22 protein-coding genes are annotated in these 21,289 nt (G+C 68.8%); 7 read left to right on the top strand and 15 right to left on the bottom strand.

The features are described 5' to 3' along the window. Nucleotides 1-24: 24 nt before the first annotated feature. On the bottom strand, nt 25-408 hold the full coding sequence (locus tag FG154_RS11780; RefSeq protein WP_044247606.1) for a hypothetical protein: 384 nt from the start codon (nt 406-408) through the stop codon (nt 25-27). A 140-nt stretch (nt 409-548) separates the two neighbouring features. Here FG154_RS11780 and FG154_RS11775 point away from each other — a divergent pair, with 140 nt between their 5' ends. Beyond that, nucleotides 549-1,193: a carbonic anhydrase gene (locus tag FG154_RS11775; RefSeq protein ID WP_145107934.1), complete on the top strand. Its 645-nt coding sequence runs from the start codon at nt 549-551 to the stop codon at nt 1,191-1,193. 17 nt (nt 1,194-1,210) lie between these two features. On the opposite strand, the gene FG154_RS11770 is transcribed toward FG154_RS11775, so the two are convergent. From FG154_RS11770 to FG154_RS11745, 6 genes are all read right to left on the bottom strand, one after another. Beyond that, on the bottom strand, nt 1,211-1,801 hold the full coding sequence (locus FG154_RS11770; RefSeq protein ID WP_145107931.1) for a hypothetical protein: 591 nt from the start codon (nt 1,799-1,801) through the stop codon (nt 1,211-1,213). A 4-nt stretch (nt 1,802-1,805) separates the two neighbouring features. Next, the gene (locus tag FG154_RS11765; protein WP_145107929.1) at nt 1,806-2,828 is read right to left on the bottom strand and encodes an aspartate-semialdehyde dehydrogenase; all 1,023 of its coding nucleotides are present in this window, start codon (nt 2,826-2,828) and stop codon (nt 1,806-1,808) included. Nucleotides 2,829-2,941: 113 nt separating this feature from the next. Continuing rightward, a complete protein-coding gene (locus tag FG154_RS11760) occupies nt 2,942-3,568 on the bottom strand; it encodes a glycosyltransferase family 29 protein (RefSeq protein ID WP_145107926.1) in 627 nt (208 codons plus the stop codon). Then, nucleotides 3,565-4,599: a glycosyltransferase family 4 protein gene (locus FG154_RS11755; RefSeq protein ID WP_145107924.1), complete on the bottom strand. Its 1,035-nt coding sequence runs from the start codon at nt 4,597-4,599 to the stop codon at nt 3,565-3,567. Before FG154_RS11755 ends, FG154_RS11760 begins: the two co-directional genes overlap by 4 nt. Nucleotides 4,600-4,647: 48 nt before the next feature. Next, nucleotides 4,648-5,820 (bottom strand): MFS transporter, encoded by a 1,173-nt coding sequence (locus FG154_RS11750; RefSeq protein ID WP_145107921.1) that lies wholly within the window; start codon nt 5,818-5,820, stop codon nt 4,648-4,650. 130 nt (nt 5,821-5,950) lie between these two features. Continuing rightward, entirely contained in the window at nt 5,951-7,189 is a 1,239-nt protein-coding gene (locus FG154_RS11745) for an MFS transporter (protein ID WP_145107918.1), read from the bottom strand. Between the two features lie 292 nt (nt 7,190-7,481). On the opposite strand from FG154_RS11745, the gene FG154_RS11740 reads away from it, so the two are divergent. Further along, on the top strand, nt 7,482-9,092 hold the full coding sequence (locus FG154_RS11740; RefSeq protein WP_145107916.1) for an alpha-amylase family glycosyl hydrolase: 1,611 nt from the start codon (nt 7,482-7,484) through the stop codon (nt 9,090-9,092). Here the strand turns inward: FG154_RS11740 and FG154_RS11735 are convergent. Next, nucleotides 9,050-9,973: a 2-dehydro-3-deoxygalactonokinase gene (locus FG154_RS11735; protein WP_145107914.1), complete on the bottom strand. Its 924-nt coding sequence runs from the start codon at nt 9,971-9,973 to the stop codon at nt 9,050-9,052. The genes FG154_RS11740 and FG154_RS11735 overlap by 43 nt on opposite strands. Beyond that, complete coding sequence (locus FG154_RS11730; protein ID WP_145107911.1) at nt 9,970-10,755, bottom strand: SDR family NAD(P)-dependent oxidoreductase; 786 nt, start codon at nt 10,753-10,755, stop codon at nt 9,970-9,972. Before FG154_RS11730 ends, FG154_RS11735 begins: the two co-directional genes overlap by 4 nt. Before the next feature lie 192 nt (nt 10,756-10,947). Between FG154_RS11730 and pncA the strand changes: the two genes are divergently transcribed. Then, complete coding sequence (gene pncA, locus FG154_RS11725) at nt 10,948-11,553, top strand: bifunctional nicotinamidase/pyrazinamidase (RefSeq protein ID WP_145107908.1); 606 nt, start codon at nt 10,948-10,950, stop codon at nt 11,551-11,553. A 1-nt stretch (nt 11,554) separates the two neighbouring features. Then, nucleotides 11,555-12,847 carry a nicotinate phosphoribosyltransferase gene (gene pncB, locus FG154_RS11720; protein ID WP_145107905.1) on the top strand — a complete coding sequence of 431 codons (1,293 nt, stop codon included), beginning with the start codon at nt 11,555-11,557 and terminating at the stop codon, nt 12,845-12,847. Between the two features lie 12 nt (nt 12,848-12,859). Here pncB and arfB read toward each other — a convergent pair whose 3' ends face one another. The 6 genes from arfB to FG154_RS11690 form a co-directional block, all read right to left on the bottom strand. Continuing rightward, nucleotides 12,860-13,285, bottom strand: coding sequence for an alternative ribosome rescue aminoacyl-tRNA hydrolase ArfB (gene arfB / locus FG154_RS11715; protein WP_145107903.1), 426 nt, complete (start codon nt 13,283-13,285; stop codon nt 12,860-12,862). A 277-nt stretch (nt 13,286-13,562) separates the two neighbouring features. Continuing rightward, the gene (locus FG154_RS11710; RefSeq protein ID WP_145107900.1) at nt 13,563-14,189 is read right to left on the bottom strand and encodes a queuosine precursor transporter; all 627 of its coding nucleotides are present in this window, start codon (nt 14,187-14,189) and stop codon (nt 13,563-13,565) included. An 81-nt stretch (nt 14,190-14,270) separates the two neighbouring features. Continuing rightward, nucleotides 14,271-15,164, bottom strand: a complete 894-nt coding sequence (locus FG154_RS11705) for an esterase-like activity of phytase family protein (RefSeq protein ID WP_145107897.1) — start codon at nt 15,162-15,164, stop codon at nt 14,271-14,273. Then, nucleotides 15,137-16,021 carry a penicillin-insensitive murein endopeptidase gene (mepA, locus tag FG154_RS11700; protein WP_145107894.1) on the bottom strand — a complete coding sequence of 295 codons (885 nt, stop codon included), beginning with the start codon at nt 16,019-16,021 and terminating at the stop codon, nt 15,137-15,139. Before mepA ends, FG154_RS11705 begins: the two co-directional genes overlap by 28 nt. Then, nucleotides 16,018-17,388: an MFS transporter gene (locus FG154_RS11695; RefSeq protein WP_145107891.1), complete on the bottom strand. Its 1,371-nt coding sequence runs from the start codon at nt 17,386-17,388 to the stop codon at nt 16,018-16,020. The genes mepA and FG154_RS11695 overlap by 4 nt, the downstream gene beginning before the upstream one ends. 67 nt (nt 17,389-17,455) lie before the next feature. Further along, the gene (locus FG154_RS11690; RefSeq protein WP_145107889.1) at nt 17,456-17,983 is read right to left on the bottom strand and encodes an acyl-CoA thioesterase; all 528 of its coding nucleotides are present in this window, start codon (nt 17,981-17,983) and stop codon (nt 17,456-17,458) included. A 129-nt stretch (nt 17,984-18,112) separates the two neighbouring features. Between FG154_RS11690 and FG154_RS11685 the strand changes: the two genes are divergently transcribed. The 3 genes from FG154_RS11685 to yaaA are packed head-to-tail and all read left to right on the top strand — an operon-like array spanning nt 18,113 to nt 21,277. Continuing rightward, the gene (locus tag FG154_RS11685) at nt 18,113-18,400 is read left to right on the top strand and encodes a YggT family protein (protein WP_145107886.1); all 288 of its coding nucleotides are present in this window, start codon (nt 18,113-18,115) and stop codon (nt 18,398-18,400) included. Nucleotides 18,401-18,458: 58 nt separating this feature from the next. Then, entirely contained in the window at nt 18,459-20,504 is a 2,046-nt protein-coding gene (gene recQ, locus FG154_RS11680) for a DNA helicase RecQ (protein WP_145107883.1), read from the top strand. Then, a complete protein-coding gene (yaaA, locus tag FG154_RS11675; protein ID WP_145107881.1) occupies nt 20,504-21,277 on the top strand; it encodes a peroxide stress protein YaaA in 774 nt (257 codons plus the stop codon). The genes recQ and yaaA overlap by 1 nt, the downstream gene beginning before the upstream one ends. Nucleotides 21,278-21,289 lie beyond the last annotated feature (12 nt).

The raw sequence follows: 21,289 nt of genomic DNA, 5'->3' as shown, positions 1-21,289 counted from the left end.
CAGCGCCACCCGCAAGTCCCGGCCCTACAGGCTCTGGTCGAGCAGGTCCTTGTCAGACGCGAGCGAGCGTTCCGCCACCCTCAGCAACCGGGCCCAGATCGCGGCAAAGGCGGTGGTGTCCCCGGTCTCGAAGACACTGCGCGCATCCGCCGCAACGAGCCCCAGGCTCACCATCCCGAGGTTCTCGGACATGCGTTGCAGCCGCCGCAGGCGCCGTGGAAGATCGACCAGATCGCGGTTCTTCACCTGCTGCGAGAGGGTCGCGATGGTCAGGGCAAGCTCTCCCAGAGCCCGATTAACCACTTGCTCTGCCGCTTTCGTGCCCATGTCCCGATACATGGCGGCAATCGGCTCTGCGTCCTGTCGCACGCGATCCACCGGCCGCAAGGCCGTTATCATGCAGGTCATCACACCTACCCCCAGTTTCACACCCGGTCCCAACCTGCACCCGGCTGCTGAACAAAAGGTTGCGGTGCGCTGAAGAAATCCCTCGAATTTTCCGGGGCCGCCCCCTATTCAGTCGCGTGGACCCGACTGAGGACGATGCGATGCACAATGCGAGGCCGCTTCCGAACTACCTTGTCCAGCGCTTCCACGGCTGGCGCGCGACCACCTTTGCCGACAACAAGGCCTGGTATCGCCGGCTGGCCGAAAGCGGGCAGCATCCGCGCGCCATGGTCATCTCGTGCTGCGACTCGCGCGTGCATGTGACCTCGATCTTCGGCGCGGACGAGGGCGAGTTCTTCATCCACCGTAACATCGCCAACCTCGTGCCGCCCTACAGCCCCGACGGGCAGCAGCATGGCACCTCGGCCGCGGTGGAATATGCGGTCACCGCGCTCAAGGTCGCGCATATCGTGGTGCTGGGCCATTCGAACTGCGGTGGCGTCAAGGGATGCCACGACATGTGCTCGGGCGCGGCGCCGCAGCTCGAGGAAACCTCGAGCTTCGTCGGCCGGTGGATGGACATCCTGCGCCCGGGCTACGAGCGGGTGAAGGACCTGCCCGAAGACCAGCGGGTCACCGCGCTGGAGAAGGAGGCGGTTCTGGTCAGCATCGGCAACCTGATGACCTTCCCCTTCGTGCGCGAGGCGGTCGAGCAGGAAGTGCTGACCCTCCACGCGCTCTGGACCCACATCGGCGACGGCACGCTTGAGCAATACATGCCCGGTCAGGGCTTCGTTCAGGTGTAAGACAAAGGGCTGCTGCGTCAGAAGGACGAGCGCAGCCCCAGAACCAGCCCGTTCGACGACCCGCCCTCACCGATCGCGCCGTAGGCGTCCGATCGGTGATGGATGCGGGCGAACAGGCTGCAGCAGTCGCGGCTTCGCGACCGGCGCTCGACTTCGGCAAACCAGTAGACCTGAGCCTTCTGCGCCTCGCCTCCGCGCATCTTCTCGAGCGCGGGGGGCTTGTCGGCGTGCGAGGGGCCGATGCCGAAGGCCGCCGTGTCGAAGAGACCGAGCAGCGGCTCTTCGGGGACCAGCCGGGCGGTGACGGGCAGATTGAACTCCCAGTTCGACTGCACCCCGGTGTGGCGGACGATCTGGAACTCCACCTCCCAGCGGATCTCGCCGAAGCGGGTCTCGAAGCCGCGCCCCAGCGGCTGGGTCAGGGCGACGCCGAGGAAGCCGGGATCCTGCGGATCGGTCTCCCACGGCGTCAGGAAGTAGTCTTCCCAGGTGTTGTCGGTCAGGATGCCGGCGAAGAGGCTGTAGGACCGCCGCTCTTCGCCGGATGCAGGAGGAGCGAGGAGCACGAGAGCCAGAACCGCCGCCGCCCGCCACCCCGCTCGCACCATGCGTTCACCCCTTCTTCAGGCAACGGTTGCCCAGCACCTCGGCGATCTGCACCGCGTTCAGCGCGGCCCCCTTGCGCAGGTTGTCCGACACGCACCAGAGGTTCAGGCCGTTGTCGAGCGTCGAATCCTGCCGGATGCGGCTGATGTAGGTGGCATAATCGCCCACACATTCCACGGGCGTAATGTAGCCGCCGGCCTCGCGCTTGTCGACCACGAGAACACCCGGAGCCTCGCGCAGGATGTCCCGCGCCTCCTCCTCGTCGAGGAAGTCCTCGAACTCGATGTTGATCGACTCGGAATGGCCCACGAACACCGGCACGCGGACGCAGGTCGCCGTGACCTTCACCTTGGGGTCGAGGATCTTCTTCGTCTCGGCCACCATCTTCCACTCTTCCTTGGTGGAGCCGTCCTCCATGAAGGTGTCGATGTGAGGGATCACGTTGAAGGCGATCTGCTTGGTGAATTTCTCGGGCGCGACCTCCTGACCGGGGACATAGATGCCCTTGGTCTGGCTCCACAGCTCGTCAATGCCGGCCTTGCCCGCGCCGGAGACGGACTGGTAGGTCGAGACCACCACGCGCTTGATCCTCGCACGGTCGTGCAGCGGCTTCAGCGCCACCACCATCTGCGCGGTCGAGCAGTTGGGGTTGGCGATGATGTTCTTGGCCTTGTAGCCCTCGATCGCGTCCGCGTTCACCTCGGGCACGATCAGCGGCACCTGCGGGTCGTAGCGGTAGAGCGACGAGTTGTCGATCACCACGCAGCCCGCGGCCGCGGCCTTGGGCGCATAGACTTTCGTCGCCTCCGAGCCCACTGCGAAGAGCGCGATGTCCCAGCCGGTGAAGTCGAACGTGTCGAGGTCCTTGGTCGTCAGGGTCTTGTCGCCAAAGCTCACCTCGGTGCCGAGCGACTTGCGGCTCGCGAGAGCGGCAATCTCATCCACCGGAAACTCGCGCTCGGCGAGGATGTTCAGCATTTCACGGCCCACGTTGCCCGTGGCACCCGCGACGACGACCCTGTAGCCCATCGGGGACCCCTTCTCATGTCGGAATGACGCGCCCCCATAGCGCAAGCGGGGTCAGGGGGGAAGCAAATTCGGGCCGGGCCGTGTTGCGGCGCAAGGGATGCGCCAACCTGGCCTCAGCCCTCGGGTCCGCGCAGCGCAAACCGCGGATCGGTCTCGAGCAGCGCCTGCACGAAGCGCCCCTCGGCCGCGAAATCGTGCGGCACCTGCGCCGCCGTCCGGCTGCCCGTCAGCGAGAGGCTTGCGAAGAAGTCGAACCCGTAGAGCGTGACCGAGGCGGCACGGCTTTGCGCCAGCAGGTCGATCATCATCAGCCCGGTCGAGGGCGGTGCCCCGAGGCGGCGCCGGAGGTCGTCGTAGTAGCACAGCGGGTGCAGGTAGAACCCCCTCCGGCTCGCCACATGCCACGGCAGCCGCTTGCGCTTGTGCGACATCCACAGCGTCAGATGCGGGGCCAGCCCCTCCAGCGCCTCGCGCGAGAGCGAGGTGGCCAGCGCCAGCGCATCCGTGCGGGTCCCGTGGCTCTGCGTGGATGGCATCGGCGCCCGGTTCAGCCGGATCACCAGGTCGGCCGCGTCGATCTCGTCGCCAAGGGAGGCGCCGGCGAGGCTCCGCGCGTTGCCCACCAGCGCGATCCGTTCGGTGGCAAAGCGGGCCAGCAGCGCCTCTTCCGACAGCGACAGCGCCGACAGGGCCGCCTCCTGCCGCAGGGTTCGGGCCAGAAGGAAGGCCAGCCGGTTCATGCGAGAAGCCTCCGGTAAAGGGCGACCAGCGCCGCCGCCTCGTCCTCGATGCGGAAGCCCGCAAGGGTGCGGGCGCGCGCGGCCCGGGCCATGCGGGCGCGCATCGGGCCATCGTCGAGCATCGCCGCCACCTCGGACACCATGGCCTCCAGATCGCCCGGCGGCACGAGGCGGCCGGTCTCGCCGCTCAGCAGTTCCTCGAAGGCGCCGACGCGGGTCGCAACGACCGGCACGCCGCAGGCCATCGCCTCGAGCGGGGTCAGCCCGAACCCCTCCCACCGCTGCGGCGCCACATAGAGGTCAAGCGCCCGATACCAGTCGGGCATCCGGTCCACCGTCACCTCCGGCCGGAAGAGGATGCGCTCGGCCAGCCCCGCCTGCGCAACCTCGGCCTTCAGCGCATCGAGGAAGGCCTGATGCTCGCCCACCGCGCGCCCCATGACCACCGCGGCCACGCCCGGCCGGTCCGGCAAGAGGCGCATCATCGCATGCACGAAGACATCCGTGCCCTTCTGGGCGCGGATGCGACCGTAGCAGCCCACCAGCACCGCCTCGGGCAGGCCCAGCCGCGCCCGCACCTCGGCGCGGTCTCCCGGCCGGAAGGTGTCGGTGTCGATCCCGTGCAGGATCACCTCGCACGGCCGCTCGAGATACGAGGCCGAGCGCCGCGAGGTGGCAACCAGCGCATCCATCCGCCCGATCAGCCAGCGCGTGTAGCCGGTATGGCGCCGCTGCGAAGCTGTCGTGAACAGCAGTTTCAGCCGGCGCCGCAGCACATGGCGCAGCAAAAGGCCCAACAGCATCTCGGTGTTGCGCCGCGCGTGCCAGACGCGCCAGCTGTCGCGCGGCAGGAACGGCAGGCGCCAAAGGGGCAGGTGCGGGGTTCCGGCCGGCAGGCCCGGACCCGTCGCCACGATGCCGATCATCGACGCCTGCACCGGCACGAGCCGCGCGATGGTGGCTGTCACCCCCGACAGGCGGCGCTTGAGGTTGGGCGCGATGACCTCGATCCGTTCGGGCTGCACTGCCATGTCTCCTCCCTGCGCCTCTGGTTAGCGCAGGACGCACCGGACGGGAAGTCAGTCCGTCCGGTCGCGGCTGAAGGCATAGACGGCGCAGCCCGCCAGGATGAAGAGCGCGAAGAAGAGGAAGAGGGCCTCATAGGGCGCCTCGGGCGGCACCGGCGCCACCGAGCCATGCACCGCGCCCGTCGCGAACTGCATGATCCCGGGCGAGGCGATCCCGAAGAAGTTCAGCAGCGTCACCCCCCGCCCCATCAGGTGCGGCGGCACGAAGGCGCGCCCGTGGGCGATCACCATGGGGAAGGAGGCGCCAAAGAGCCCGATCCCCGCAAAGAGCAGCAGCCCCGTCCAACCGCCCGCCACAGGCCAGATCCAGAGCGCGACCAGGCACAGCGCCGTCAGCAGGTTTCCGCCAAGGATCAGCCCCTTGCGCGTGCCGAGCAGCCGGTCGAGCGGCCCGTAGGCAAAGCTGCCCGCCACCATGGCCAGCCCCATGACCAGCGTCGCCCGCCCGATCTCCACCGCCGAGGCGCCGAAGACATCGGCGTAATAGGGCCCGATCCACAGCCCCCGCAGCCCCGCCGCGGGGGCATAGCAGACGACCATCATGATCAGCACGGGCCAGAGCGCCGGCATCCGCAGAAGCTGCCAGAGCGACCCGTTCGCCGGCCCCTCGATGCGGCCCGGATCGCGCACCAGAAGCCCGATGGCGCCCGCAACCGCCAGGGTGACGCCCGCCAGCGCAAACAGCGTCTCGCGCCAGCCGAAGGCCTCCACGGCCCAGGCAAGCGGAACCGACCCCGCGATGTTGCCGAGGCTTCCGATCCCCACCACGGCGGCGGCAAGCGTGCCGAAGACCGCCGGGCTGTAGCTGCGCGCAAAGATGTAGTAGCTCGCCATCAGCACGGGCGAGCAGCCGATCCCGATCAGCGCCATCGCGGCAAGGATCGCGGCCGGCCCCTGGGCCATGCCGAAGACCAGCGCGCCACCCGCGCCCCCCACTCCCAGCAGCACCATCGAGGTGAGCCGCGGCCCGACGCGATCCAGCGCCCAGCCCACCGGAAACTGCATCAGCGCGAAGGCCAGGAACCAGATGCCCGAGGCCGCCGCCAGATCCTCGGCCGTCGCCCCCAGTTCGGTCTTGAGGACGGGCGTCAGCACCGCAAGGAAGGCGCGGTAGAACTGGCTCAGCACATAGGCCAGCACAAGGCAGGCAATTCCGGCGCGCATGACGTCTCCTCCAGGGCCGACCGAGGTATATCGGGCGCGGCGGCAGGGGCAAGGGCCTGCCCCTCGGGCCCGCGTCATTCGCGCGTCGTGAAACCGGCGCGCTCCGGCGCCGCGCGGGGCAAGGCGCCCCTCAGGCCGGTTGCAGGGCCGGTGCGCGATTCTCGCGGATCGGCAGATGGACGATGGCCGAGAAGGCCCCGACGCCGACCCCGATCCACCAGACAAGCGTGTAATCGCCCGTCATGTCGTACATCCGCCCGCCCAGCCAGACCCCCATGAAACTCCCGAGCTGGTGGCTGAGGAAGACGAACCCGTAAAGCGTGCCCATGTAGCGCAACCCATAGAGGTGGGCCACAAGCCCGCTGGTCAGCGGCACCGTCGCCAGCCACAGCGCCCCCATCGCCAGCGAGAAGACAAGCACCGTGGCGGGCGTCATCGGCAGCAGGATGAAGAGCGCCGCCGCGATGGTCCGGCCCGTGTAGATCGCCGCCAGCAGGTACTTCTTGGAGTAGCGCTTGCCGAGCCAGCCGGCCGTGATCGTGCCCACGATGTTCGCCAGCCCGATCAGCGAGATCGCCACCGCCCCCAGGGCCGAGGTCGTGGTGATCCCCAGCGCCGCCAGCGGCCCCCGCGGGTCGATCGCCCCGCACATCTCGGTCACGAAGGCCGGGAAGTGGGCGGTGATGAAGGCCAGCTGGTAGCCGCAGGAAAAGAAACCCACGAAGATCAGCGTGTAGGAGGGGTCGCGAAAGGCGCGCAGCACCACCTGCCCCAGCGACTCCTCAAGCTCGGCCTTCGTCGCCGTCACCGGCGAGCGCATGAAGGGCAGCGCGAACAGCGCCAGCAGGATCACCCCGGCAAAGATCAGGAACACCACCTGCCAGGAATAGAAGCCCAGCAGGATCTCGGCCGCGGGCGCCCCGAACACCTGCCCCGCCGATCCCGCCGCCGTGGCGATGCCCAGCGCAAGCGAGCGGTTCTCGGGCGCCGCCGCCCGACCCACCACCGCGAGGATCACGCCAAAGCCGGTGCCCGCGATTCCGAACCCCACCAGAACCTCGAGGATCTGGTGCTGAAGCGGCGTCACGGCAAAACTCGAAAGCACCAGCCCCGCCGCATACATCAGGGCCCCGGCCACGATCGCGCGCCGGTCGCCGAACTTCTCGGCCAGCATGCCGAAGATCGGCTGCCCGATGCCCCAGGCCAGGTTCTGGATCGCGATCGCCATCGAGAAATCCGCGCGCAGCCAGCCGAACTCTTCGGCAATGGGGATCTGGAACACACCAAAGCTGGCGCGGATCGCGAAGCCGAGCATCAGGATGATGCAGCCCGAGATCAGGACGGGCGTGAAGATCGGAGCTTTGGTCATGACAGGTCCGGGCAGGCTGAAGGGCGGGCGCGAAGCCTGCGCCGCGCCCGGAACTTCCGTCAAACGCTATTTTCTGATGGCACCTTTGCCATTCCGTGATGCGCGCCGGCCCCCCGACCCTTCTCCGCCCCTTTCATTCTCGCCCAAATATCCTCGGGGGAGCCATCCCGCAGGGATGGCCGGGGGCAGACAGCCCCCGCCTCCGCCGGCACGGGGCGGTCGGCCAGGGGATCTCGCCGGGAACCCACGCCCGGCCGGTCGCTTGACACCAGGACAACCCGAAGGAGGCAGCATGTCGGACTGGTGGCGCGGCTCGGTGACCTATCAGATCTATCCCCGTTCGTTCCAGGACTCGAACGGCGACGGCGTGGGCGACCTGCGCGGCATTCACGAGCGGCTCGATCATGTGGCCTGGCTCGGGGCCGACGCGATCTGGCTTTCCCCGTTCTTTCCCTCGCCCATGGACGACATGGGCTACGACGTCTCGGACTATACCGGCATCGACCCGATGTTCGGCCGGATGGAGGATTTCGACGCGCTCCTCGCCAGGGCTCACGAGCTGGGCCTCAAGGTCATCATCGATCAGGTCCTGAGCCACTCCTCCTCGCGACATCCCTTCTTCCAGGAAAGCCGGCAGAGCCGCGACAACCCGAAGTCGGACTGGTATGTGTGGGCCGATCCGCAGCCCGACGGCAGCCCGCCGAACAACTGGCTCTCGGTCTTCGGCGGATCCGCCTGGGAATGGGACGCGCAGCGGCGGCAATATTACCTGCACAATTTCCTGACCAGCCAGCCCGACTTCAACTTCCACAACCCCGAGGTGCAGGACTGGCTGCTCGAGCAGATGCGCTTCTGGCTCGACCGCGGCGTGGACGGCTTCCGCCTCGACACGGTGAATTTCTACTTCCACGACGCCGACCTCAGGTCGAACCGGCCGAACCCGCGGAACGGACCCGTCCCGCCGGTCAATCCCTACGACATGCAGGACCACGCCTTCTCGAAATCCCGTGACGAGAACATCGCCTTCCTGCTCAGGATGCGGCAGCTTCTGGGCGAATATCCTGACCGGACGATGGTGGGCGAGGTGGCCGACGGGCTTCGCGGGCTCGCGATCATCGCCGAATACACCAGCGGGAACGACCGGCTCCACATGGCCTACACGTTCGAGATGCTCTCGCGCACCTTCACCGCCGGGCATTTCCGCAGCCGGATCGAGGAATTTTTCGCCACCGCCCCGCACGGCTGGCCCTGCTGGGCCTTTTCCAACCACGACGTCGTGCGCCACGTCACCCGCTGGGCCGGGCACGGCGCCTCCGACGATGTGGCGCGGCTTGCGGCGGCGATGCTGCTGTCCTTCGAGGGGTCGGTCAGCCTCTATCAGGGTGAGGAACTCGGCCAGACCGAAACCGAGCTTCTCTACGAGGAACTTACCGATCCCCCCGGCCTGCGCTTCTGGCCCGAGGACAAGGGCCGCGACGGATGCCGGACGCCGATGGTGTGGAACGACGGGCCGCACGGAGGCTTCACCTCCGCCAAGCCCTGGCTGCCCGTGAAGCCGCCGCAGCTTGCGCGGAACGTGGCCGCGCAAAAGGGCGTGGCGGGCTCGGTGCTCGAGACCTACCGCGCGCTCCTGCAGTTCCGCCGGACCGAACCCGCCCTCATCCGGGGCAAGAGCCACTTCTTCGACCTGCCCGAGCCCGTCCTCGGCTTCACCCGCAGCCATGAAGGTCGCACCCTTGCCTGCCTCTTCAATCTGGGCACCTCTCCGGTGGACCTGACCGTGCCCGGACAGGGCGGGATTGTGGGGCCCGCGCAGGCCGCGCGGACTGAGGGTGAGCGCCTGACGCTGGGCGCGAACGGCTATGCCTTCGTGCCCGTCCCCGAAACCGCCGTCGTCAGCTGACCGCTCGCCGCGGCAAGGCCGCCCAGCGTGCAGGCCCGCGCCGGCAGCAGGCGGGCCTGCACCCCTTGCGCGGCGAGGGCCGCGGCGTAACGCTCGGCCAGCCCCTCGTCCGCCACCAGCACCACCGGCTGGCCGAGCCAGTAGCTGCGCGCGCCCACCAGTTCGAGCCCGATCAGCAGCCCCGACAGGCGCGCCCGCGCGCTCGCGGGAGGCAGATCCTGCAAGAACCCCTCGGCGCGAAGAGCAAAGAGCTTCGAGCCAAGCTTCTGCGGATGGGACATGCCGTCCGACACGGCGGCGAGGAACGCGTCCGCGTCCCAGCCTTCGCCGGCCAGCCCCTGCCGCAGCACCGACTGTTCCGACAGAAGGGCGAAAAGCTCTCCGGTCAGGAAGCTGCGGAAGCTGACCACCTCGCCGGCCGAGACCTGCACCCATTTGGAGTGGGTTCCGGGCAGGCAGATCACCCCGTCGAAGTTTCCCAGCACCGCCAGCGCACCGGCAATCTGCGTCTCTTCCCCCCGCATCACGTCGGCCGGCCGCGACTGCGCAAGGCCGGGGACGATGCGGACCGAGATCCGCGCATCCTCGGCCGCAACCGGCACCAGCGCCTGCGGATCGACCGGCGCGCAGGGCAACATCCGGTAGGGCGCCTCGTGCCAGCCCTGCCGCGCGCCCGCCATGCCGCAGATCACCACGGGCACCGCCTGCCCCTCGTCCAGCCACGGCCAGATCAGCCGCAGAAGCGCAAGCTCGAACCCGCCCTCGCCCAGCCGGGCCATGCCTTCGGCCGATTGCGCCTCGGCCAGCACGGCCTCGGCGCCCATCGCCCAGGCGCGCAGGCGGCTTGTCCCCCAATCCACCGCGATCCAGTCGGGCCTCATCCCGTCACCACCACGCCACCGTCGATCACCAGCGCCTGCCCCGTCATCATCCGCGAGGCGTCCGACGCAAGGAACAGCACGCCGCCCACGATGTCGGCGGGCTCGAGCGGATCCTTGAGGCACTGGCGGTCGAGATGGGCCTGCAACCCCTCCTCGGTCACCCACAGGTCCTTTTGCCGCTCGGTCAGCACCCATCCCGGCGCCAGCGCATTGACCCGGATCCGGTCCGGCCCGAACTCGCGCGCGAGGCTGCGGGTCAGGCCGTTGATGCCGGAGTTGGCGGTCGTGTAGGCCGGATAGCCCGCATTGCCCATCATGTAGGAGATCGACGAGAAATTGATGATCGAGCCGCCGCCCGCGGCCTTCATTCCCGGCACCACCGCCTGAGCGGCAAAGAAGTAATGCCTGAGGTTCACCGCCATCGCCCGATCCCAGTACTCCTCGGTCACCTCGGCCGTCGTGTGACGTTCGTCGTGCGCCGCGCCGTTCACCAGAACCCGGATCGGCCCCTGCCGCTCGGCCGCCTCCGCCAGCGCCTGCCGCAGCGCCGGGATGTCGGTCACGTCGCAGGGCAGGAACAGCGGCCGCGCGCCCGTCTCGTCCTCCATCCGGTCGCCGAAGTCGGTGGCATCCGAACGCTGCACGAAGGCGACCCGTGCACCCTGCCGCAGGAAGGCTTCGGTCACAGCCGCCCCGATCCCCGAGCCGCCGCCCGAAATGAAGACCGAGGCGCCGTTCAGATCCGGGAAGACGGGGTGCGCGGCTGTGTCGGCGTCTGTCACGGGGAACCTCCGGTCCGGGCACCGGCCCGGAAGCGGAGGCCGTGGCCGGGATGGGTCGGGAAAAGGGCTTCCTCTCCACATCTTGTCACCCGGGGCGGCGGCGTGCGTCAAGGCCGCGCGGCACGGCTTCCATTGACCTCCGCGCCGGCACTCCTTAGCCCTTGGCAACGGAATTTTCCTACGGAGGCGGAAATGCGGCCCCTGACCGAAGCCCTGATCGTCATCGACGTGCAGAACGACTTCTGCCCGGGCGGGGCGCTTGCCGTCGCCGGAGGGGATGCGATCATCCCCCGCATCAACGCACTCCTGCCCGAGTTCGGCGCCCGGATCTTTACGCAGGACTGGCACCCGGCCGACCATTCCTCCTTTGCCGCCAACCACGGCGCCGAGCCCTTCTCGCTGGTCGAGATGCCCTACGGTCCGCAGGTGCTCTGGCCCACGCATTGCGTGCAGGGCACGAGGGGGGCCGAGTTCCACCCGGCGCTGAACACCGATCCCGCCGACCTCTTCCTCCGCAAGGGGTTTCGCGCAGGCATCGACAGCTATTCGGCCTTTTTCGAGAACGACCGGACCACGCCCACCGGGCTCGAGGGCTACCTGCGCAGCCGGGGGATCGAGGCCGTGACGCTCGTGGGCCTCGCCACCGATTTCTGCGTGGCCTATTCCGCGCTCGACGCGGCGCGGCTGGGCTTCCGCGCGACGGTGCTCGAGGGCGCTTGCGCCGCCATCGACCTCAACGGCTCGCTTGCCACGATCAAGGCGCAGATGGCCGCGGCCGGCGTCAGGCTGGAGGCCTGAGATGGTCGAGATCGCCACCCGCGTCTATAACCACAAGTGGAAGATCGACCCGATCGTCCGATCGCTGATCGACACCGACTTCTACAAGCTGCTGATGTGCCAGTCGGTGTTTCGCAACAAACCGGACACGATCGTGCGCTTCAGCCTGATCAACCGCACCTCCTCGGTGCGGCTGGCCGAGCTGATTGACGAGGGCGAGCTGCGCGAACAGCTCGACCACATCCGCACCCTGCGCCTGTCCCGCGGCGAAAGCACCTTCCTGCGCGGCAACACCTTCTACGGCAAACGCCAGATGTTCCGCCCCGACTTCATGGAGTGGTTCGAGAACCTGCGGATGCCGCCCTACCATCTGGAAAAGCGCGACGGGCAGTATGAGCTGACCTTTGAAGGCAAATGGCCCGAGGTCATGCTGTGGGAGATCCCGGCGCTGGCCGTGCTGATGGAGCTGCGCTCGCGCGCGGTGCTGGCCACGCTGGGCCGGTTCGAGTTGCAGGTGCTCTATGCGCGGGCGATGACCAAGCTCTGGGAGAAGATCGAGCGGCTGAAGCGGATCGAGCGGCTGAAGATCGCAGATTTCGGCACGCGGCGGCGGCATTCGTTCCTGTGGCAGGACTGGTGCGTGCAGGCGATGATCGAGGGGCTGGGCGATGCGTTCACCGGCACCTCGAACTGCCTGATCGCCATGCGGCGCGAGGTCGAGGCGATCGGCACCAACGCGCACGAGCTGCCGATGGTCTATTCCGCCCTCGCCCGGACCGACGAGGAACTGGCCCGCGCGCCCTATCAGGTGCTCGCCGACTGGCACGAGGAGCATGACGGCAACCTGCGGATCATCCTGCCCGACACCTACGGTACCGAGGGCTTCCTGCAACGGGCGCCGGACTGGCTGTCGAAATGGACGGGCATCCGCATCGATTCCGGCGACCCCGCCAAGGGCGCCGAGACCGCGATCCGCTGGTGGGAAAGCCGCGGCGAGGACCCGCGCAAGAAGCTGGTGATCTTCTCGGACGGGCTCGATGTCGAGAAGATCGAGGAACTGCACCGCCAGTTCCACAACCGCGTGAAGGTCAGCTTTGGCTGGGGGACGATGTTCACCAACGACTTCCGCGGTCTGGTGAAGGATGACGCGCTCGCCCCCTTCAGCCTCGTCTGCAAGGCGGTGGCGGCGAACGGGCGGCCCACCGTCAAGCTGTCGGACAATCCGCTGAAGGCGATGGGGCCCGCCGACCAGATCGAGCGGTACAAGCGCGTGTTCGGCGTGGGTGAGCAGGTGGCCTACGAGGTCAAGGTCTGACCGCGAGGGCCTTCAGGCGTCCTCGTCGCTCACCCGACCGCGCCCGGCCTTCACCTCGCCCCGGATCGCCTTGGCGGCCAGACGCCTCCGCTGGCTGCCGAGCGTGGGCTTGGTGGCGATCCGCCGCTTGGGCGCGACCAGCGCCGCGCGCACCAGCTCGGCCAGACGCTCGCGCGCCAGTTCGCGGTTGCGCTGCTGGCTGCGCGTCTCCTCGGCGCGGATGACGATCGCCCCCTCCTGCGTCCAGCGGCGGCCCGCGAGCCGCTTGAGCCGCGCCTTGACCGCGGACGCCAGATGCGGCGACCGCTCGGCCTCGAACCGCAGCTCGACCGCCGTCTCGACCTTGTTGACGTTCTGCCCGCCCGGCCCCGACGAGCGCGAGAAGCTCTCGGTCAGTTCCCAGTCGGCGAGCGTGATCTGATCGGTGATGCGCAGCATGAGAGGGGCCTACCGCGGCGGCCGGCCCGCCGCAACGGCCCCGGCCAACGAGAAAGGGTCGCCACGGCTGGCGACCCTTTCCGAGATCCAAGGAGATGAGCCAGTTAGGAGCTAGCCCAACTTCCGGTGCGTTTTAGGAGGGGCTGCCCTCAGAAAACACCCCCGCAAGCTGTCCCGACACGTCTCTCCAATATCACTCTAGACACTGGATCACCTCCTTTCAAATGGTTGCCGATGAGAGGAAGGTGGCACAGATCTGGTGTTTGTCAAATGATGATTACGCAACCTCTGCGGTCATCCGCCTGACAATTACGCGGAAAGGCAGAAGTGCCACCAAAGCGAGCAGAAGTTTGACGGACCAGTCCGCAACGGCCAGCGACAGCCAGAGCGGAGCCTCGGGGCCGGCGCCCAGAAGCGGCAGGATCTCGTTCGCCCACGCGACATCGTTGCCCGGCTCCAGCCAGACGAGCGAGGCCGAGAAGGCGACGCCGAAGAAGATCAGCGTGTCGAGGCTCGAGCCGACGAGGGTCGAGGTCAGCGGCGCCCGCCACCAGCGGCGCGAATGGCGCAGCCGGTCGAACAGCGTCACGTCCAGCATCTGCGCCACGAGGAAGGCGAGCCCCGAGGCCAGCGCGATGCGCAGCGTGACCAGCGGGCCGAACTCGCCCATGATCTGCGTGCCGATCAGCGAGCAGAGGATCCCGGTGGCGAACCCCGCCAGCACCACGCGCCGCGCGGCGGCCGCGCCCCGCAGGCGGTTCGTCAGGTCGGTCACGAGGAAGGCGAGCGGATAGGTGAAGGCGCCCCAGGTCAGCCACTGGCCGAACAGGAACTGCACGAGGATGTTCGAGGCCACCACAATGGCGGCCATCGCCAGGATGGCGGGGATCAGGCTGCGGGTCATGTCGGTTCCGTTTTGACAAGGTCGCGGAGACTTGGCCCCCGTCGGGGGACAGCGCGGCCTACAGCCCCGAGGGGCGGCCTGTCAATCCGGGAGTCGGACCTCGACCACTTCGGTCCGCTGCACGAACAGGAAATTGTCGTCCGAGACCATGCTCACCACGATCCCGCCGCCCGGCTCCTGCCAGACCGAAATGCCTTCGAGATTGTCGTAGCGGCCCGAGGGCGTCTCGAACAGGACTTCCTCCGACAGAACTCCCTGAGGCCCGAACTCGAAGCGCCGCACGCGGCTCGCAAAGCCGAGGAAGCCACGGAAGTTGCGCTCGAGCAGGTAGAAGCGGCCGTCGGGTCCGAAATCGGCACCCACGGCGAGATAGGGCCCGCGGCGCGGCAGGTCGAAGGGCTGCGTCCACTCGCACCCGTCGAAGCGATAGACGGGGAACGGCCGGTTCAGGCTGCCCGACCGCTCGGGCAACGTGTAGAGCGCGCCCGTTGCGTCGATCGCCAGCGCCTCGAGCGCGCTGTTGTTCTGCATCAGCCGGAAGTCGGGATGCACGGGCAGGTTCTCGGCCGGCCCCGCGAGGTCGCGATAGCGCAGCACGCGCGCGGCGCCCTCGAACGAGACATAGGCGGTTCCGTCGCGGGCGATGGCGAGGCCCTCGCTGTCGCTGCGACGGCGCGCCAGCGGCGCCTCGCCCCGACCGCGGAGCATCCGCATCGGGCCGGTCTCGATGCCGATGATCCGGCCGCTCGCGTCGCGCCGCACCTCGCCGCGGGTCCAGCTGCCCCGGTCGGACAGGAGCGTGATCGACAGACCGTCGTCCGCCATCTCGATGGCCGAGAATCCGCCGAAGAGCGGGTCCTCCTTGCTCCAGGAAAAGCTCGTGAAGCGGTCGTCGCCCGGGCTGCCTGCGCTGCCGCCCAGCGCAAGCCCCCCGACGATCGCCGCAATCAGCGCGATGCGAGAACTTCGCGGCATTGGGCCGGCAGGTCCGACAGGGTGAAGTCGCGCGCGCCCTTCGGCCGCGGGCCGGTTGGCCTCTGCGGCGGCGTCTTCGGCGGGTTTAGGTAATCGGTCACCCACCAGGTCAGCGTCTCGTCGCAGCCGTCGCCGCCCTTGGACAGGTCGGCCACCGTGGGCGTCTGCGTCTGACAGGCGACGGCGCCCCGCGGACATTTCAGCCGGATGTGGAAATGCGTATCGTGCCCCGGAACCGGACGGATCTTCTGCAGCCACGCCCGGTCGGCGCGCGTCGCCGTCCGGCACATCTCGAGCTTCACCGCGGCGGCCACGAAGATCCGGTCCACCCGGTCATCCGACGCGGCCGAGCGCAGGAGCGTGTGGTGCGCCCGGCTCCAGTTGGCGGTGACGCTCCGCTGATCGGCCGAACGGACGGGGATCGACGAGATCCGTTCGCGGTCCGCCACCGTGAGATCGAGCCGGCGCGGCGGCAGCATCCAGACATCGGCATCCAGACCGATCTGGTGGCTGGCATGGCCCGACGTCATCGGCCCGCCCCGCGGCTGGCTGATGTCGCCGATATAGAGCCCCGCCCAGCCGATCTGCCGGGCCGCGACCGACAGCGCCTGCAAGAACTCGATCATCTCGGGATGGCCCCACGCGCGGTTGCGCGACAGGCGCATCACCTGCCAGGTCGGCCCGCTCTCGGGCATCTGCACCAGGCCCGCCGCGCAGCCCCGGTTGTAGCTGCCGATCGGCATCGGGGCCTGCCGCGAGGCGGCCGTCTGCGCGCCGAAGAGCTGGTTCGCCTTCGGTTCGGCCTGAGCGGCGGTCGCCATCCCCATGACGAGGATGAAAGAGAGGATGCGCATCATGTCACTGCCCGCTGTTCGCCTTCCGGTTTAACCCAGACTAGCAGAACGAGCCCCGCAAGGAAGAGCACGATCAGGGGAGCGATCCCCACGCGCTGCGATCCGCTGAGGCTGGTCGCGATCGCGATCAGCAGCGGCGAGAGAAAGCTGGTGACCTTGCCCGACAGGGCATAGAGGCCGAAGGCCTCGGTCGCGCGCTCGGGCGTGGTGTGGCGCGCCATCATGGTCCGGCTCGCGGCCTGAAGCGCGCCCCCTGCCCCGCCGATCAGCGCACCGCAGAGGAAGAAGAGCTGGTCCGGCAGGCGCGAGCCTTCGGGCAAGGGCTGGCCGAAGAGGCTCTCGCGCGAGGTGGCCACGATGAGGATGCAGGTGGTGCACAGAAGCAGGATGCAGGTGGCGATCACGGGCCTCGGGCCCCAGCGCCGGTCGGCGCGCCCTCCGATCCACGAGGCGACGGTGGCCGTCACCGCCCCCACCACTCCGAAGACCCCGATCTGGATGATGCTCCAGCCCAGCACGCCCGAGGCATAGACCCCGCCAAAGCCGTAAAGCGCGTTCAGCGCGTCACGGTAGAGCAGCGACGAGCCGAGATAGGCCGACAGGCTGCGCCTCCGCGGCAGGCTCATCAGAAAGCCGCGGAGCGAGGCCAGCCCCGCGGACAGGCTCATGCGGCGCGCCGGCGCGGGCGGCTCCTTCACCCAGAGGAAGAAGGGCAGCATGAAGACCAGATACCAGACCGCCGTGAAGGGCCCGACCGCCCGCGTCCCCTCGCGCAGCGCCGGATCGAGCCCGAAGGCCGGAGGCAGGCCGATCAGCGTCCGGCCGGTGCTGGCGCCTTCGGCAAAGAACAGAAGCATGAGGGCCAGCGACAGCACGCCGCCGAGATAGCCGAAGGCAAAGCCCGATCCCGAGATCTCGCCGATCCGGTCCCGCGGCCCGAGCGAGGGCAGCAGCGCGTTGGTGAAGATGGTGGCGAACTCCATCCCCACGAAGCCAAGCCCGAAGCAGGCCAGCGCCCAGATGAGGGCGCCTCCGTCCGGCGTCAGCGCCCAGAGGCTGGCCGAGCCCACCAGATAAAAGGCGGAAAAGCCCCAGATCCACACCAGCCTGCGGCCGCCCGCATCCGCCACCGCCCCGAGCAGCGGTGCAAGAAGGGCCACGACGAGGCTGGCAGAGCCAAGGCCCGTCGCCCACAGCGACTGCGCGGCCGCGCCGGCGGCCGACGGATCCATGCCGTCCGCGACAAAGCGGGCCCGCGCCACTTCGGCGAAATAGGGCGCGAAGACGAAGGTCAGCAGCAGCGTGTTGTAGGGCTGGCTCGCCCAGTCGAAGAAATACCAGCCCCAGATGCGCTTTGTCCCGCGTGCCATGGCCCCTCCGACGGATCGCGCGGATCAAGCCCGAAATGTCGCCGTGGCGCAAGCGATCGTCGGCCGCTCAGTGGGACGGCGGCCAGGGCCGTGTCGCATCCGCCTCGATCCAGGCCGTCACCCAGTCCGGCAGGGGAGGACTCTCGTCGGCCTCGAGGAGCGCCGCCACCTCGGCCGGCGGAACGATCCCCGCAGGCGAGGTCACCGCCGCGCGCAGCAGCATGTGGCTCGTGCAGTCGCCCTTTCGCCAGAGGCTCTGCTCGATGTAGAAGAACCGCTCGTCCCAGCCGAGACAGCGGCTTACCATGTCGAGACGGTCCATCAGCACGATCCGCCGCCGATAGCGCAACGAGCTGCCCGCCACCGTCAGGCCCCAGCCCCTGGCGGCGCAGGCGCGCGCCATCCCGGTCCGATGGATCAGCGGCAGCCGCCCGAGATCGAAGAGCGTCAGCGTCCGGCCGTTGTTCAGCTCGCGCCAGGGATCGAGATCCCAGGGCAGGCAGCGGTGCGAGGAACGGTGCGTGCCCAGAACGGGCAGCGGCGCGAGATCGCGCGTGCGGCGCATCTCCATGAAAAGGCGGAAGTAAGGATACATCAATCACTCCTTCACGCCTTGGGTGCTATGTCCTCACCGGGTCGTCAAGCCGCGACGCTGCGGAACGAGGTTGCCCTTTGCCGGGCCCGTCTATACCTGTCTGAGTGATTTCCCGTGAAGGATGCGTCCATGATATCCCTCTTCCAGATCCTGATGCTGATCCTCGACATCGCGAAGTTCATCATCTTCGTGCACATCATCATGAGCTGGCTCATCAACTTCGAGGTGCTGAACCTGCGCCAGCCGCTCGTCGGCCAGATCTGGGACGGGCTGAGCCGCCTGCTCGAGCCGATCTATTCGCAGGTCCGGCGCATCCTGCCCTCGATGGGGGGCCTTGATCTGGCACCGCTCATCGTGCTGGTCGCGATCTATGCGCTGCAGATCGTGCTTCGCAACAACATGGTCGCCTTCTACTGACCTGCCCCTTTCGCACCTGCCGGTCCGGCCGTCGCGCCGGACCCTACCGGATTCCGACATGCCGGCCCCGCGTGACCTTCTCCATTCCGTCTTCGGCTTCCCCGACTTCCGTCCGGGGCAGGAAGAGATCGTGGAGGCCGTGCGCGCCGGACGCAACACGCTCGCCATCATGCCCACCGGCGGGGGCAAGTCACTCTGCTACCAGTTGCCCGCGCTCTGCCGCGAGGGGGTGACGCTCGTCGTCTCGCCGCTGATCGCGCTGATGCGCGACCAGGTGCGGTCGCTGCGCGAGGCGGGGGTCGAGGCGGGCGCCCTGACCTCGGGCAACACCGAGGCCGAGACGGAGGAGGTGTTCCGGGCGCTCGACGAGGGCCGGATCAAGCTGCTCTACATGGCGCCCGAGCGGCTCGCCTCGGCGGGCGCCTTCGCGCTGCTGCGCCGGGTGGGCGTCAGCCTCATCGCGGTGGACGAGGCTCATTGCGTCAGCCAGTGGGGCCACGACTTCCGCCCCGACTACCTGCGCATCGGCGAATTGCGCCGCTCGCTCGACGTGCCGCTTGCGGCCTTCACCGCGACGGCCGACGCCGAGACGCAGGAAGAGATCGTCGCGCGCCTCTTCGACGGCGCGCCTCCCGCGACGTTCCTGCGCGGCTTTGACCGGCCGAACATCCACCTCGCCTTCGCCGTCAAGTCGAGCCCTCGTCAGCAGATCCTGTCCTTCGCCGCCGCCCGCAAGGGCCGCTCGGGCATCGTCTATTGCGCGACGCGGGCCAAGACCGAGACGCTCGCCCAGGCGCTGCGCGAGGCGGGCCACTCCGCCTGCCACTACCACGGCGGGATGGAGGCCGACGATCGCCGCGCCGTCGAGATCCGCTTCCAGCAGGAGGACGGGCTGATCGTCGTGGCGACGGTGGCCTTCGGGATGGGGATCGACAAGCCGGACATCCGCTGGGTGGCCCACGCCGACCTGCCCAAGTCGATCGAGAGCTATTACCAGGAGATCGGCCGCGCCGGCCGCGACGGCGCCCCGGCCGAGACGCTGACCCTCTACGGCCCCGACGACATCCGCCTCCGCCGCGCCCAGATCGACGAGGGGCTGGCCCCGCCCGACCGCAAGGCCGCCGATCACGCCCGGCTGAACGCGCTTCTGGGGCTGGCCGAGGCCACCGGCTGCCGGCGTCAGGTTCTGCTCGGCTATTTCGGCGAGGCGTCGCAGCCCTGCAGCACCTGCGATCTCTGCGAGCGGCCGGCCGAGCTGTTCGACGCGACCGAGCCCGTGCGCAAGGCGCTTTCGGCGATCCTGCGCACCGGCGAATGGTTCGGAACCGGCCATCTGATCGACATCCTGACCGGCAACGCGACCCAGAAGGTGCGCGACCGGGGGCACGACCAGCTTCCCACCTTTTCGGTCGGCCGCGATCTGTCCCGCCCGGCGTGGGAGGCGGTGTTCCGGCAGATGATGGGGCGCGACCTCGTGCGCCCCGACACCGAACGCCACGGCGCGCTGAAGATGACCGAGGCCGCGCGCCCCATCCTGCGCGGCGAGGAGCAGATCACGCTCCGCCGCGACACGGTGAAATCCGCCGCGGCACGGCCGCAGGCCCGCGCGCTGGTCTCGGAAGAGGATGCGCCACTTCTCTCCGCGCTGAAAGCCAAGCGCCGGGCGCTGGCCGAGGCCGCGGGCGTGCCGGCCTATGTGATCTTCACCGACCGAACCCTGATCGAGATGGCCGAGCGCCGCCCGCAGAGCCTGGATGACATGGCCGGCATCACGGGGGTCGGCGCCAAGAAGCTGGACAGTTACGGCGCGACCTTCCTTGAAGTCATCACCGGAGAGGCCGAGGCCGCCATGCATCCCCAGCGCCGCCGCCTCGCGGGGCGCAACTCGGCCGAGCTGTTCGACCGGCTGGCCGAGGTTCAGGTCGCGCTGATGCGGGGCGAGGACGGAACGGGCAAGCCCATGAGCCTGCCGCAGAGCACGCTGCGCCGGATAGCCGAGGCGCGGCCCTCGACGCTGGCCGATCTCGACCGCGTCGGCGATCTGGGCGCCCAGAAGATGGAGCGGTTCGGCGACGCCTTCCTCGACGTGCTGCGCGAGGCGTGATGCTCACCGTCCTGTCGCCCGCAAAGCGCCTCGCGGCGCGGCCCCGGCTGGATCTGCCGCGCGGCCTCTCGCCCACCTCTCCGCGGTTTCAGAACGAGGCCGACGAACTGGCGGCGGTGGCCCGCGGGCTGACCGCCGCGGACCTGCGCCGGCTCATGCATATCTCCGAGCCGCTGGCCCGTCTGAACGTCGCGCGCTTCGCGGAATTTCACGAAGCGCGAACGGCGGCCGTTCCGGCGCTCGCGCTCTTCGACGGCGCCACCTATGCCGGCCTCGAGGCGCGGACGCTGGACGAGGACGGGTTGCGCTGGGCGCAGGAGCGGGTCTGCATCCTCTCGGGGCTCTATGGCCTGCTGCGGCCGCTCGACCTGATCCAGCCGCACCGGCTGGAGATGGGGACGCGGCTCAAGACCACACGGGGGGCCAGCCTCTACGAGTTCTGGGGCAACCGGATCGCCCGTGCGCTGAACGAACGGGCCGCCGAGACGGGTGCCCGCGCACTGATCAACTGCGCCTCGGTGGAGTATTTCTCGGCCGTGGATCTCGAGGCGCTGTCCCTGCCGGTGATCTCGCCCGTCTTCCTCGAAGAGCGCGAGGGGGAACGCAAGATCGTCAGCTTCTGGGCCAAGCGGGCCCGCGGCGCGATGGCCCGTTTCATCGCCGAGAACAGGCTCGAACAGCCCGAGGAGATCCTGTCCTTCCGCGCGGGCGGCTATGCGTTCGAACCCGACCTCTCCACCGACGACCGGCCGGTTTTCCTGCGCACCTCCTGACGGACCCGCCAG

The sequence above is a fragment of the Cereibacter sediminicola genome, from assembly GCF_007668225.1.
GTDB classification, from domain to species: Bacteria; Pseudomonadota; Alphaproteobacteria; order Rhodobacterales; family Rhodobacteraceae; genus Cereibacter_A; species Cereibacter_A azotoformans.
Note: the sequence above shows the minus strand (reverse complement) of the source record. Positions and strands in the feature narration are given on the sequence as shown.

Bases quoted from the DNA above. Each gene is read 5' to 3' on its own strand.
- FG154_RS11780 (WP_044247606.1), bottom strand. From the start codon at position 408: ATGACCTGCATGATAACGGCCTTGCGGCCGGTGGATCGCGTGCGACAG.
- FG154_RS11775 (WP_145107934.1), top strand. From the start codon at position 549: ATGCACAATGCGAGGCCGCTTCCGAACTACCTTGTCCAGCGCTTCCAC.
- FG154_RS11770 (WP_145107931.1), bottom strand. From the start codon at position 1,801: ATGGTGCGAGCGGGGTGGCGGGCGGCGGCGGTTCTGGCTCTCGTGCTC.
- FG154_RS11765 (WP_145107929.1), bottom strand. From the start codon at position 2,828: ATGGGCTACAGGGTCGTCGTCGCGGGTGCCACGGGCAACGTGGGCCGT.
- FG154_RS11760 (WP_145107926.1), bottom strand. From the start codon at position 3,568: ATGAACCGGCTGGCCTTCCTTCTGGCCCGAACCCTGCGGCAGGAGGCG.
- FG154_RS11755 (WP_145107924.1), bottom strand. From the start codon at position 4,599: ATGGCAGTGCAGCCCGAACGGATCGAGGTCATCGCGCCCAACCTCAAG.
- FG154_RS11750 (WP_145107921.1), bottom strand. From the start codon at position 5,820: ATGCGCGCCGGAATTGCCTGCCTTGTGCTGGCCTATGTGCTGAGCCAG.
- FG154_RS11745 (WP_145107918.1), bottom strand. From the start codon at position 7,189: ATGACCAAAGCTCCGATCTTCACGCCCGTCCTGATCTCGGGCTGCATC.
- FG154_RS11740 (WP_145107916.1), top strand. From the start codon at position 7,482: ATGTCGGACTGGTGGCGCGGCTCGGTGACCTATCAGATCTATCCCCGT.
- FG154_RS11735 (WP_145107914.1), bottom strand. From the start codon at position 9,973: ATGAGGCCCGACTGGATCGCGGTGGATTGGGGGACAAGCCGCCTGCGC.
- pncA (WP_145107908.1), top strand. From the start codon at position 10,948: ATGCGGCCCCTGACCGAAGCCCTGATCGTCATCGACGTGCAGAACGAC.
- pncB (WP_145107905.1), top strand. From the start codon at position 11,555: ATGGTCGAGATCGCCACCCGCGTCTATAACCACAAGTGGAAGATCGAC.
- arfB (WP_145107903.1), bottom strand. From the start codon at position 13,285: ATGCTGCGCATCACCGATCAGATCACGCTCGCCGACTGGGAACTGACC.
- FG154_RS11710 (WP_145107900.1), bottom strand. From the start codon at position 14,189: ATGACCCGCAGCCTGATCCCCGCCATCCTGGCGATGGCCGCCATTGTG.
- FG154_RS11705 (WP_145107897.1), bottom strand. From the start codon at position 15,164: ATGCCGCGAAGTTCTCGCATCGCGCTGATTGCGGCGATCGTCGGGGGG.
- mepA (WP_145107894.1), bottom strand. From the start codon at position 16,021: ATGATGCGCATCCTCTCTTTCATCCTCGTCATGGGGATGGCGACCGCC.
- FG154_RS11695 (WP_145107891.1), bottom strand. From the start codon at position 17,388: ATGGCACGCGGGACAAAGCGCATCTGGGGCTGGTATTTCTTCGACTGG.
- FG154_RS11690 (WP_145107889.1), bottom strand. From the start codon at position 17,983: ATGTATCCTTACTTCCGCCTTTTCATGGAGATGCGCCGCACGCGCGAT.
- FG154_RS11685 (WP_145107886.1), top strand. From the start codon at position 18,113: ATGATATCCCTCTTCCAGATCCTGATGCTGATCCTCGACATCGCGAAG.
- recQ (WP_145107883.1), top strand. From the start codon at position 18,459: ATGCCGGCCCCGCGTGACCTTCTCCATTCCGTCTTCGGCTTCCCCGAC.
- yaaA (WP_145107881.1), top strand. From the start codon at position 20,504: ATGCTCACCGTCCTGTCGCCCGCAAAGCGCCTCGCGGCGCGGCCCCGG.